Origin of the sequence: Enterococcus sp. AN402, assembly GCF_040719405.1 — a bacterium.
GTDB classification, from domain to species: Bacteria; Bacillota; Bacilli; order Lactobacillales; family Enterococcaceae; genus Enterococcus; species Enterococcus faecalis.
Map to the genome: position 1 here is coordinate 867903 of NZ_JBFDTM010000004.1, position 12147 is coordinate 880049.

Genomic DNA, 12147 nt, shown 5'->3' on the forward strand with positions numbered 1-12147 from the left:
CGACCGTGCAAAAATTTTTGGATTGGTTAGAGCGCGTATTGACCCCTTTGGCAAAAGTGATAGGAGAAAATAAGTATTTAGTAGCGATTCGTGATGGCTTCCTTTTATCAACGCCCTTGTTGATTGTTGGTTCGGTCTTCTTATTAATTGCTAATTTTCCTTTGCCGCAATGGGATACTTGGATGTCTCATTTGCTTGGTAAAGACTGGGCGACAATGATGTCTGTTCCAGCTAGTGCTAGTTTTGATGTAATGACTATTCTGGCCGTTGTCGGTATTGCCTATAGTTTAGGGAAACAATTCAATGTGGATGCAATGCAAGCAGGAATTATCGCATTGGTTTCATTTTTTATTGTAACGCCTTATCAAACATTATTTACACCGGAAAATAGTTCAAAGGTCTATGAAGTTACTAGTTTACCTTTAAAATGGATGGGTTCCAGTGGCTTGTTTTTAGGAATGATTGTCGCATTAATTGCGACTCGTTTATTTGTGGCCATTGTTCGTAAAGGGTGGACAATAAAAATGCCAGAAGGAGTGCCACCAACAGTGGTTAAGTCTTTTGAGGCCTTGATTCCGAGCTTTTTAGTTGTTACTCTCATGTTTTTAGTCAATTGGCTGGCTGCTTTAACTCCTTATGGTAATTTACAAGATGTTATTTTTGAATTTCTACAAACGCCCTTATTGAGTCTTGGTAATACCTTAGGTGCAATGAGCATTGCTTATTTATTTTTACACTTCTTTTGGTTCTTTGGCATTAACGGAGGTAGTGTGGTTGGCGCAGTCTTTAATCCTGTTTTGCGGGCATTGTCTGTTGAAAATTTACAAGCATTTAAAGACGGTCATGAAATTCCCAACATCATCACTGGACAATTTCAAGATATGTTTGCAACATTTGGTGGCGCCGGTTCCACACTCTCATTAATCATTGTGATGGTCTTATTCTGTAAAAGTCAACGAATTAAAAAGCTTTCGCAACTTTCACTAATTCCTGGTGTTTTTGGGATTAACGAACCAATCATTTTTGGGTTACCAATTGTTTTAAATCCAATCCTTTTAATTCCATTTGTCTTAGTACCTGCGATTAATATTATTATTGCCTATTTTGCTATGGATTGGGGCTTAGTTCCATTGACGAACGGTATTCAATTGCCGTGGACGACTCCGCCAATTATCTCAGGATTTTTAGTCAGCGGTTGGCAAGGATCAATTCTGCAAGCTCTGTTATTGGTACTAGGAATGTTCATTTATTATCCTTTTATTCGAGTTATGGATGACCAATATTTACGTGAAGAATGGAAAGCACAAGAAGAAGAGAGTGAAGAAATTGATTTTGATTCCTTTGACTTCGATGATTTATAAATAAGGAGGAAATAGGCATGAAAAAAATCCTTTTAGTCTTAAACCACAGTTTAGCAGGATTTGGCAGTGATGAACAAGCTCAGCTGAAACCAAGTGGTAAAAAAGCTCCCTTAGGTCCAGGGGTAACATTGCTACCATTTTTACAGAAGCAAGGAGCGGAAATTGTTGCGACACTTTATTGTGGTGACCAATATTATTTGGAAAACGAGGAAGAGGTAGCAAAGAAATTTATTGGCTTTGCAAAAAAGTTTCATGCCGATGCGGTTCTTTGCGGACCTGCCATGCATTATCCTAATTTTGGAGAAATGGCCGCTCATCTAGCTTGTAAGTTTAATGCTGCGAGCATTCCTGCAATTGCAGCGATGGCAGAAGAAAATCCAGCAGTTAGTCACTATTATCAGCAAGTACCGATTGTGAAGATGCCCAAAAAGGGCGGCATTGGTTTAAATAATTCGTTTAAACAAATGGCGCAATTGGTCGTGGCAAAAGCAAATGGAAAAGAAACCAAACAGTTAGAAGAAACGAGTTGTTTTTAATTGTTGATGATCTAAAGAGAAATCCAGAATGAACGCATGATTGTGTTCGTTTTGGATTTTTTGCTTTTGTTTAGCGAATGTATGTTCTATAATAGGGAGGCAGATAGGTGGGATTACGTGAAATCAACGAGAAAAATTGCGGTTCGTCAAGTGGTCGAATTTATTTTAAGGCGGGGAAGTATTGATTCTCGCCATGTAAGTGAACATACACCACAAGAAGGTAGTCGCCTTCATCGAATGCTGCAAAAGGAAGCGGGGAGCCTTTATCAAAAGGAAGTATCTTTAAAAATTGAGGTGCCTTTAAATGGACATAATTATTGTGTAGAAGGTCGTGCAGACGGCATTTTTGTGAAAGAAACTGGGCAAGTGGTCATTGATGAAATTAAAACATCCGAGCCAGCGTTTGAAGAATTGCCGCCAGAAAAGGTCGAATTGTTTTGGTATCAAGCGATGTGTTATGGTCACATGTATTGCCAACAAGAACAACTTTCTGAAATAACGCTGCAACTCACTTATTATCAGACCACCACAAAACAAATCACACGACAAGAACGCCATTTTACAGAAGCTGCATTAGCGGAGTTTTTTACTGATTTGATGAAGCGCTATGAACAGTGGGTAATTTTTAAAGAAGAGTGGCGTATTTTGAGAAATAAATCATTAAAAAATCTTAGTTTTCCTTACGGGGAGTATCGCAAAGGGCAACGAGAATTGGCGGTAGCCGTCTATAAAACAATTCTTAGTAAACAGCGGCTCTTCGTGGAAGCACCAACTGGAACAGGCAAGACAATGTCCACTCTTTTTCCAGCGATGAAAGCAATTGGTGAAGAAGAAGGTGAACGGATTTTTTATTTAACAGCTAAGACAATTACGCGTCAAGTGGCTGAAGATGCCGTCAAAGCGCTGTCCGAAAAACAAGCGCAAACTAAGAGTATTACGTTAACAGCAAAAGATAAAATTTGTTTTTTAACTGAACGAAATTGTACACCAGAATATTGCCCGTTTGCTGACGGCTATTATGATCGTTTAAATGAGGGACTGTGGGATTTATTGCAACATGAAAATCATTTAACGAGAGAGGTTATTGAACGGTATGCACAAAAGCACCAATTGTGTCCATTCGAGTTGTCGCTAGATGCAAGTCTTTGGTGTGATTTAATTATTGGCGATTACAATTATCTATTTGATCCAACGGTTTATTTACGGCGCTTCTTTGAAGAACCCCAAAGTGCAGAAGAGAATATTTTTTTAGTGGATGAAACCCATAATTTGGTTAATCGTTCACGGGAGATGTATTCGGCCGCTATTTCTAGGAATGCGGTTTTGCAAATTCAAAAAAGATTGCAAAAAGAATCTGTTCAATTAAAAAGAGCTTGTCAAAAAGTCTTAACTACGTTTGATGATATTGAAGCAATCTGTGAAGAAAAAGACACGGATTTTTTTGCCCAACGTGCGCCAATTGATTCATTAGTTAAACAGATACATCGATTAACAGAAGTAATTGCAGAATGGTTGCCAGAAAATCAACACATTGAGGAATTGGCGTCGATTCTCAGTTTTTATTTTGATTGTTTAAGTTATCTTCGAATCAGCGAGTACTACGACAACGGCTTTTATACGTCTATTTCTTTGCGAAACTATGACTGCGTTGTGAAACAATTTTGTGTCGATCCGGCTTATTTATTGTCACAACGATTAGATAAAGGGAAAGCGAGTATCTTATTTTCGGCAAGTTTAACACCTCTGAATTATTATCAAGAAGTGCTTGGTGGAGGTGAAGAAAGCCTACGTTATCGGATTCCGTATCCTTTTCCAGAAGAAAATCAATTGTTGATGATCGGTAGTCATCTTCAAACAACCTATAAAAACCGTGAAAAAAGTTATCCACAGATTAGTGAACTTTTAGGGAAGTTAAGTGAAACAAAAACAGGTAATTATTTAATTTTCTTCCCTTCTTATGCCTATATGGATGATGTCTATCAAGTATTTAGCCAACGCTACCCGCAAGTAAAAACTCAAATTCAGGGAACGGACTTAAACGAAAAAGAGCGAGAAGCATTTTTAGCTGAATTTAAAGAGAATCCTCAAGAAACTTTCATCGGTTTTTGTGTTTTAGGTGGTATATTTTCAGAAGGAATTGACTTGAAAGGTACCCGATTGATTGGTACGATAATTGTTAGTGTCGGGCTACCACAAATGAATCCGGAGCAAGAACTGATTCGCACGTTTTATCAAGAAGAGCGAGGGCAAGGGTTTCAATTTGCGTATCAAATTCCTGGTATGAATAAAGTCTTGCAAGCGGCTGGACGTGTCATTCGAGATGCGCGAGATAAAGGCTTTGTGTTGTTATTAGACGAACGATTTGAATTACCAAGTGTCCAGCGTTTCTTTCCGCCGCATTGGTTGGCGCATCGAAAGGCAAACACCAATGAACAACTCATTCAACAAGTGAAACAATTTTGGTTAAAAAATAAAGAAAACAAAGGAGGAAACAAATGAAGACCATTTTAGTCCTTCATACAGGTGGGACCATTTCCATGTCGAAAGTAGCAGGAGGAAGTGTTGCCCCGAATGAAAAAAATCCGTTGATGGAACAAGAAGCATTATTTTCTGGCAAGGTTCATTTAGTTGTCGAAGATATTTTTAATATTCCCTCACCACACATGACCTTAGAACGGATGTTTCAATTAAAAGAACGGATTCAAGAAGCTTATTCTGAACCAATTGATGGCGTGGTTATTACGCATGGAACAGATACATTAGAAGAAACTGCTTATTTTTTAGATATAACCTTAGAGAAAAAAATCCCCATTGTTTTAACAGGAGCAATGCGGTCAAGTAACGAAATCGGTAGTGATGGCTTGTATAATTTCATCAGTGCTATTTGGACTGCTTGTTCAGACGAATCGTACGATAAAGGTGTTTTAGTCGTGATGAATGATGAAATTCATACGGCGCGTTATGTGACAAAAACACATACAACGAACGTAGCGACGTTTCGGACGCCAACTTTTGGACCAATTGGAACCATTGCGAAAGAACGTGCTTTTTTTGCGAAAGAGGTCTTACCGCAAGAAGTTTGCGATGTTTCTTCTGTGAAAGGAAATGTTCACGTAGTGAAGGCCTATGCGGGGATGGGTGAACGGATGTTTGAATTATTAAACACCCCAGAAACGGATGGGTTAGTAATTGAAGCGTTAGGTGCGGGCAATTTACCGCCAGAAACGCTCCCAGCATTACAAAAAATGCTAGACAACGGGATTCCAGTCGTTTTAGTTTCTCGTTGTTCCAATGGCATTGCTGAAGATATCTATGATTATGCTGGTGGTGGCGTTGGCTTGAAAAAAATGGGGGTCGTTTTTGCCCGTGGTTTAAACGGACCGAAAGCGCGGATTCGTTTAATTGTTGGTTTAAACAGCGAAAAAAATCCTGCAGAGTTAAAAGAATTTTTGGAACAGTAACTAATTTTAAGGAGAAAATAAATGAAGCTGTTTGAACGCATTCATCAAGATACTGAAATTCGACAAATTTATGATGCAATTGGTCAAATGGAAGATGAAGAAGCTAGGTGGGCATACCATAATTGGCTTCATGTAAACAATGTCGTAGCCATGACGGAAATGATTTTGAAACAACTTGCTGTTTCAGAGGAGTATTTAGAAGCGGCAAAAATTGCGGCACTGCTCCATGATGTGGGTGCGCTACAAGGAAAAGCAGGACATGCACTTCGTGGGAAACAATTTGCAGAAGCATATTTTCGTAAGCAAAAGATTTGTTTGCCTTATCAAGAAGAAATTTTATCTTCTATAGAAAATCATAGTAACGGCTTTGATTCGGAAGAGTTAATGACGCTAGCGCTAATCATTAGTGATAAATTAGATATTACAACCTCTCGTGTTGCAAAGGCTGGTTATTTTGTACCGGGAATGCGGCAATTTCAATTTTTAAAGAAAATTGAAATTATGCTTTCAGAACAAGAGGTTTGTGTCTCATTTACGGCAGAAGAAGAACTGGATTTAGAAGAATTAAATGCGTTTTATTTTATGCCAAAGGTCTTCAAAGCAATTGCCGCTTTTTCAGAAAAAATCCAACGCCGACCAATCGTTTTATTGAATAATCAAGAATGGCCAGTACCAAAACAAAAAAATCCTTCAACTATTCATTAACAGTTGAAGGATTTTTTTAGCGATAATTGTTAAACTCAAGAGCCATTGGTAAGTCTAATTCTCGTAAAAGAGCCATGACTTTTTGTAAATCATCCCGACTTTTTCCAGTTACCCGAATTTTGTCTTCTTGGATTTGTGACTTAACTTTAATCCCAGAGTTTTTGATAGCTGTGTTGATTTTTTTCGCATTTTCTTTATCAATACCACTGATTAAATCACCATATTGGCGAGCAGTACCGCCTAAGGCTTTTTCACTTTCTGAGAAATGAATATTTTTAATCGGAACATTGCGTTTGACTAATTTTCCAAATAAAATATCCTTCACTTGCTCGACTTTATAATCATCTTCAGCTACGACTACTAGTTTATCGTTTTCCAATTTAATATCAGCAATTGACCCTTTAAAGTCAAAACGATTTTTCAATTCTTTCAAGGCAATTTGAATTGCGTTTTTGACTTCCTCCATATTGACCTCTGAAACTACATCAAAACTTGCTTCTTTTGCAGCCATGTAAAAACCTCCTAAAATATTCTTTGCTTCATCATATCATGAAATAGTAAAAAAGGTTAGGCTAGAATCATTTTGAATAGAGAAATAAGAAGATCAATTTTTAGGGATATCTTCTCGCATTCTTTCATGGAAACGTTGCAAAAAAAATTTTAATGTTCGCTTTTAGCCCCTTTTCTTTTAGGATAGAACCTGTTATTCTAAGTCAGAAGAATAGCGAAGGAGCGAAGAAAAATGAGTCGATTGGTTAGTACTTACCAAAGGAATGAATCGATAAAAAAAATAGCAGTGATGGCGATAACCGCTTTGACTTCTGCGGTCGGTTTGAATTTCTTTTTGATTCCGGCAAAAGTTTTTTCGGCAGGGATGAACGGAATTGCGCAAATCATTGCTACATTATTATATACAAATTTAGGAATCCATATTAATACAGGGATCTTCATTTTATTTTTAAACATTCCCGTCTTCATTCTAGGGTTTGTAAAATTAGGGAAACAATCAACGATTCTTAGTTTCATCAATGTTATTGGTATTTCCGTTGTCACTATGTTTGTGCCAATCGTAACAGTCACAACGAATCCTTTGATGAACGCAATTATGGGTGGTGTCTTAGTCGGCGTTGGCGCAGGGCTTTCATTGAAAATGGGCTTTAACACTGGCGGCATGGATATTATTTCACTGATTCTTTCAAAAACAACAGGGAAAACCGTTGGTAATTTTATGTTCTTATTAAATGGTATTATTGTGCTGTTGGCTGGTTTTGTATTTAACTGGGAAAGTGCGTTGTATACTATTATTTCCATTTACTGTTTGAGTCAGGTGGTCGACATGATTCATACCAGTCACCAAAAAGTCACAGCAATGATTGTCACCACGAGACCAGAAGCCGTTGCCTTAGAAGTTTCTCAACAAATCGCTCGTGGCATGACCTTGTTGCCTTCAATCGGCGGCTATTCAGGTGCAGAAGGTCGGATGATTATGATGGTCATTACTCGCTACGAACTCTATGATTTAGAACAAGCAGTTTACAGTATCGATGAGAATGCCTTTGTAAATATTTTACCAACACAATCGGTTTTAGGGCGTTTTGCCAATGAAGATGAACAACGGATTTTTCATAGTACAGGAACATTTCCTGAGCTTCAATCTTACAAGGTGAAACGTTATCCGCCAAAGAAAAAATTAAAATAGCAAGTCGGCCTTCAGGTCCCAAAGTCTTAACGGGAAAACTGGAGGTTTTTTTATAAAAATGAAGGTTATGTGAAAGAATAGACAAAAATTTTCTGAAAAAGGGAATTTTACTAGAAAAGTGTCAGGAATTCTGCTAAAATAGAACCGTTGGTTAGGGAACACCTAACAAATAAAGTTTTTAAAAACTTAGGAGGAATTTTTTATGCCAGTAGTATCAGGAGCAGAATTCTTAAAAGCAGCACGTAAAGGCGGCTATGCAGTAGGTGGCTATAACACAAATAACTTAGAATGGACACAAGCGATTTTAGAAGCAGCAGAAGCTAAAAAAGCACCAGTTCTAATCCAAACATCAATGGGCGCTGCTAAATACATGGGCGGCTACAAAGTAGCTAAAGACATGATTACTAATTTAGTAGACTCAATGAATATCACAGTTCCAGTAGCAATTCACTTAGACCACGGTGACTACGAAGCTGCTTTAGAATGTATCGAAGTTGGCTATACTTCAATCATGTTTGATGGTTCTCACTTACCATTCGAAGAAAACTTAAAATTAGCGAAAGATGTAGTTGAAAAAGCGCACGCTAAAGGTATTTCTGTCGAATGTGAAGTTGGTTCAATCGGTGGTGAAGAAGACGGAATCATCGGTACTGGCGAATTAGCTGATATCGAAGAATGTAAACAAATGGTTGCTACAGGTATTGACTACTTAGCATGTGGTATCGGTAACATCCATGGTCAATATCCAGAAAACTGGAAAGGTTTAGCATTTGATCACTTACAAGCGATTGCTGAAGCTGTCGGTTCTGATGTACCTCTAGTATTACACGGAGGTTCTGGTATTCCTCAAGAACAAATTGAAAAAGCAATTTCAATGGGTATCTCAAAAGTTAACGTAAATACAGAATTCCAATTATCATTCGCTAAAGCAACGCGCGAATATATTGAAGCTGGTAAAGATTTAGAAGGTAAAGGATTTGACCCTCGTAAATTATTAGCACCAGGTAAAGCTGCAATCATCAAAGATGCAGAAGAACACATTGATTGGTTCGGTTCAGCTAACAAAGCTTAATCAACTAGTTACGTTAAAGACAGCCACAGCACGTGGCTGTCTTTTTTATTTTTTGTTATTTTTTCATTCTATTAAAATACCTGAGAAGTTTTCTTTTTTCTTAAGCTTGATTATGATAGAATGATTGGGTAGTTTATTTAGAAAACGTATATTACAGATAGGTGAGAATATAAATGAAAAAAATCGTAATCAATGGGAATCGTCCATTAAAGGGCGAAGTAACCATTAGCGGCGCTAAAAATAGTGTGGTCGCTTTAATTCCAGCTGCTATTTTAGCAGATTCGCCCGTGACTTTAGATGGCGTTCCTGATATTCAGGATGTTCACTCATTAATTGAAATTTTAGAAATTATGGGTGCTAAAATTACTTTTGAAAATAATACATTAATTATTGATCCAACAGAAGTTGTTTCTGTGCCAATGCCAAAAGGAAAAATCAATAGCTTACGTGCGTCCTATTATTTTATGGGCTCACTTCTTGGTCGATTTGGGGAAGGCGTTGTCGGCTTACCTGGCGGTTGTTACTTAGGACCTCGTCCAATTGATTTACATATCAAAGGATTTGAAGCATTAGGCGCTCATGTAACCAACGAACATGGGGCGATGTACTTGAGAACAGACGAAGCTGGCTTACAAGGAACCCGAATTTTTATGGATATGGTATCTATTGGCGCTACAATCAATGTCATGTTAGCCGCAGTTAAAGCCAAAGGCAAAACGATTATTGAAAATGCTGCGCGTGAGCCAGAAATTATTGATATTGCTACATTATTAAATAACATGGGTGCAAAAGTCCGAGGAGCTGGAACGGACGTTATTCGGATTGAAGGTGTCGAAGAATTACATGGTTGTCGTCACTCGATTATTCCAGATCGAATTGAAGCTGGGACTTATTTAGCTATGGCAGCAGCTATGGGTGAAGGAATCAAGGTTCGAAATGTTATTTATGAGCATTTAGAAAGCTTCATTGCGAAATTACAAGAAATGGGCGTTAAGATGACAATTGAAGAAGACATGATTGAAGTTCATCCGTCACATGATCTGAAAATGACGACGGTGAAAACCTATCCGTATCCTGGGTTTGCCACAGACTTGCAACAACCGTTAACGCCATTACTTTTAAAAGCGCAAGGAACTGGTGAAATTATTGATACGATTTATGCTCAACGAAATAAGCATATCCCTGAGTTGGTGAGGATGGGGGCCGATGCTTCGGTTGAAGGCAATATGATTATCTTAAATGGCCCAAATCAATTGCACGGTGCAGAAGTAGTCGCCTCTGATTTACGGGCAGGCGCTTGCTTAGTCACTGCCGGCTTGATGGCTGAAGGTACGACCACAATTTATAATGTAGAATATATTTTACGTGGGTACGACCACATTATCGAAAAGTTAACTGCTTTAGGCGCTGATATTCAAATGCTAGAAACCGAAGAACAAGAAGGTCCGTTTGAGGTGGATCAATGAGCGACTATTTAACAATGGCTGAATTGGAAAACAGTACGTTAAAAGATATTTATGCGTACGCGAAAGAGTTTAAAATTCCTTATTATAGCCAAATGAACAAAAAAGAATTGTCTTTAGCTGTGATTCGTGCACAAGCTGAGAAGCAAGGGTTTTTCTTCATGGAAGGAATTTTAGATATTGTTTCTCAGGATGGTTATGGCTTTTTGCGGCCAATTAATTATGGACCAAGTGCAGAAGACATTTATATTTCTTCTTCTCAAATTCGTCGTTTCGGATTGAGAAATGGGGACAAAGTAGCTGGCAAGGCGCGTCCGCCAAAGGAATCAGAACGTTACTATGGACTCATGCATGTTGAAAGTGTCAATGGGAAAGATCCTGAAGAAGCGAAAGAGCGGCCACATTTTCCAGCGCTAACGCCGTTGTATCCTGAAAAACAATTAACGTTAGAAACAACGGCTGGCAGATTATCAACACGAATGATTGATGTATTTGCACCAATTGGTTTTGGGCAACGTGGTTTAATTGTAGCGCCGCCAAAAGCGGGAAAAACAAGTGTTTTAAAGGAAATTGCTAATGGGATTACAGAAAATCATCCTGATGTGGAATTGATTCTGTTGTTAATTGACGAGCGTCCTGAAGAAGTGACTGATTTAGAGCGAAGCGTTAAAGGAGATGTGGTTTCTTCAACTTTTGATCAACAACCACAAAATCATACGCGAGTTGCTGAATTGGTTCTGGATCGAGCAATGCGCTTAGTTGAAGACAAACGGGACGTAGTTATTTTAATGGACAGCATCACTCGTTTAGCAAGGGCCTATAATTTAGTGGTCCCGCCTAGTGGTCGAACCTTAAGTGGCGGAATAGATCCGGCTGCGTTTTTCAAACCTAAACGATTTTTTGGTGCTGCCAGAAATATCGAAGAAGGGGGCAGTCTGACTATTTTAGCCACGGCATTGGTGGATACAGGTAGCCGAATGGATGATGTCATCTATGAAGAATTTAAAGGCACAGGCAACATGGAGCTCCATTTATCTCGTGAATTAGCAGAGCGCCGTATTTTCCCAGCAATTGATATTAAAAAATCAAGTACGCGAAAAGAAGAGTTGTTAATGACACCAGAACAACTAGAAGAAACGTGGAAATTGAGAAATAATATGTCAGGAGACTCGCTGGAATATACGGATCAATTCATAAAAATGTTAAAACGAACCCAAAATAATCAACAATTATTTGAAGTTTTCCATGATGTTTCGTTTGGCAAACAAATTAAAAGAAATCCAAAAAGATAATTGCATACCAACTGAAAACATGGTAAGATAGCATTGTTGTATACCGACAAAATAACTCTGATACAGCAAATGGATCAGGGCAAAGGAGCGAAAAAAACGTATGAAACAAGATATCCATCCAAATTACCAACCAGTAGTATTCATGGATTCAACAACAGGTTTCAAATTCCTTTCAGGTTCAACTAAAGGATCTTCAGAAACTGTTGAATGGGAAGATGGCAACACTTATCCATTATTACGTGTTGAGGTTACTTCAGACTCACACCCATTCTACACTGGTCGTCAAAAATTCACACAAGCCGACGGACGTGTGGACCGTTTCAACAAAAAATACGGTCTCAAAGACGAAAACGCAAATCCAGACGCATAGTCTTTCAAAACATTGTTATGACAAGGTTTATAGAGGTTTTCCACTGTGGTGGGAAACCTCTATTTTTGCGTTAAATATGTAGTTTTAATTCAGAGAAAAGAAATAAAGCAACTTACCAATCTTTTCTTCTTTCTTTTCAAGATTATCCTTCCCAAAAGTCAAAGATTGATCAGCATTGTTTCGCTGAT

General features: G+C 38.2%; 11 protein-coding genes. 10 read left to right on the forward strand and 1 reads right to left on the reverse strand.

Annotated elements, in window-relative coordinates; genetic code table 11:
• Window positions 1-5: 5 nt before the first annotated feature.
• Genes celB through AB1I62_RS05630 form a run of 5 tightly spaced genes read left to right on the forward strand, consistent with a single transcriptional unit; the run spans window position 6 to window position 6063 of the window.
• Complete coding sequence (gene celB, locus AB1I62_RS05610) at window positions 6-1361, forward strand: PTS cellobiose transporter subunit IIC (RefSeq protein ID WP_002384702.1); 1356 nt, start codon at window positions 6-8, stop codon at window positions 1359-1361.
• Between the two features lie 17 nt (window positions 1362-1378).
• Window positions 1379-1897 (forward strand): GrdB-related putative oxidoreductase, encoded by a 519-nt coding sequence (locus tag AB1I62_RS05615; protein WP_002377822.1) that lies wholly within the window; start codon window positions 1379-1381, stop codon window positions 1895-1897.
• Window positions 1898-1933: 36 nt separating this feature from the next.
• Window positions 1934-4396: a helicase C-terminal domain-containing protein gene (locus tag AB1I62_RS05620; protein ID WP_202250918.1), complete on the forward strand. Its 2463-nt coding sequence runs from the start codon at window positions 1934-1936 to the stop codon at window positions 4394-4396.
• A complete protein-coding gene (locus tag AB1I62_RS05625; RefSeq protein WP_010710474.1) occupies window positions 4393-5358 on the forward strand; it encodes an asparaginase in 966 nt (321 codons plus the stop codon). Before AB1I62_RS05620 ends, AB1I62_RS05625 begins: the two co-directional genes overlap by 4 nt.
• 21 nt (window positions 5359-5379) lie before the next feature.
• Window positions 5380-6063 (forward strand): HD domain-containing protein, encoded by a 684-nt coding sequence (locus tag AB1I62_RS05630; RefSeq protein ID WP_104859249.1) that lies wholly within the window; start codon window positions 5380-5382, stop codon window positions 6061-6063.
• A gap of 16 nt (window positions 6064-6079) precedes the next feature.
• Here AB1I62_RS05630 and AB1I62_RS05635 read toward each other — a convergent pair whose 3' ends face one another.
• Window positions 6080-6574: a YajQ family cyclic di-GMP-binding protein gene (locus AB1I62_RS05635; protein WP_002357974.1), complete on the reverse strand. Its 495-nt coding sequence runs from the start codon at window positions 6572-6574 to the stop codon at window positions 6080-6082.
• A 231-nt stretch (window positions 6575-6805) separates the two neighbouring features.
• On the opposite strand from AB1I62_RS05635, the gene AB1I62_RS05640 reads away from it, so the two are divergent.
• The 5 genes from AB1I62_RS05640 (at window position 6806) to AB1I62_RS05660 (ending at window position 11959) form a co-directional block, all read left to right on the forward strand.
• Window positions 6806-7762, forward strand: coding sequence for a YitT family protein (locus tag AB1I62_RS05640; protein ID WP_002381974.1), 957 nt, complete (start codon window positions 6806-6808; stop codon window positions 7760-7762).
• Between the two features lie 202 nt (window positions 7763-7964).
• Window positions 7965-8834 carry a class II fructose-bisphosphate aldolase gene (locus AB1I62_RS05645; protein WP_002357972.1) on the forward strand — a complete coding sequence of 290 codons (870 nt, stop codon included), beginning with the start codon at window positions 7965-7967 and terminating at the stop codon, window positions 8832-8834.
• Window positions 8835-9007: 173 nt separating this feature from the next.
• On the forward strand, window positions 9008-10300 hold the full coding sequence (locus tag AB1I62_RS05650) for a UDP-N-acetylglucosamine 1-carboxyvinyltransferase (RefSeq protein WP_002357969.1): 1293 nt from the start codon (window positions 9008-9010) through the stop codon (window positions 10298-10300).
• On the forward strand, window positions 10297-11589 hold the full coding sequence (gene rho, locus AB1I62_RS05655; protein ID WP_002357968.1) for a transcription termination factor Rho: 1293 nt from the start codon (window positions 10297-10299) through the stop codon (window positions 11587-11589). Before AB1I62_RS05650 ends, rho begins: the two co-directional genes overlap by 4 nt.
• A 100-nt stretch (window positions 11590-11689) precedes the next feature.
• Window positions 11690-11959, forward strand: a complete 270-nt coding sequence (locus AB1I62_RS05660; protein ID WP_002357967.1) for a type B 50S ribosomal protein L31 — start codon at window positions 11690-11692, stop codon at window positions 11957-11959.
• Window positions 11960-12147 lie beyond the last annotated feature (188 nt).

Excerpts from the sequence above, each read along its gene's own strand:
- AB1I62_RS05615 (WP_002377822.1), top strand. The coding sequence starts at position 1,379 with ATGAAAAAAATCCTTTTAGTCTTAAACCACAGTTTAGCAGGATTTGGC.
- AB1I62_RS05630 (WP_104859249.1), top strand. The coding sequence starts at position 5,380 with ATGAAGCTGTTTGAACGCATTCATCAAGATACTGAAATTCGACAAATT.
- AB1I62_RS05625 (WP_010710474.1), top strand. The coding sequence starts at position 4,393 with ATGAAGACCATTTTAGTCCTTCATACAGGTGGGACCATTTCCATGTCG.
- AB1I62_RS05645 (WP_002357972.1), top strand. The coding sequence starts at position 7,965 with ATGCCAGTAGTATCAGGAGCAGAATTCTTAAAAGCAGCACGTAAAGGC.
- AB1I62_RS05660 (WP_002357967.1), top strand. The coding sequence starts at position 11,690 with ATGAAACAAGATATCCATCCAAATTACCAACCAGTAGTATTCATGGAT.
- AB1I62_RS05620 (WP_202250918.1), top strand. The coding sequence starts at position 1,934 with ATGATTGTGTTCGTTTTGGATTTTTTGCTTTTGTTTAGCGAATGTATG.
- AB1I62_RS05650 (WP_002357969.1), top strand. The coding sequence starts at position 9,008 with ATGAAAAAAATCGTAATCAATGGGAATCGTCCATTAAAGGGCGAAGTA.
- AB1I62_RS05635 (WP_002357974.1), bottom strand. The coding sequence starts at position 6,574 with ATGGCTGCAAAAGAAGCAAGTTTTGATGTAGTTTCAGAGGTCAATATG.
- AB1I62_RS05640 (WP_002381974.1), top strand. The coding sequence starts at position 6,806 with ATGAGTCGATTGGTTAGTACTTACCAAAGGAATGAATCGATAAAAAAA.
- rho (WP_002357968.1), top strand. The coding sequence starts at position 10,297 with ATGAGCGACTATTTAACAATGGCTGAATTGGAAAACAGTACGTTAAAA.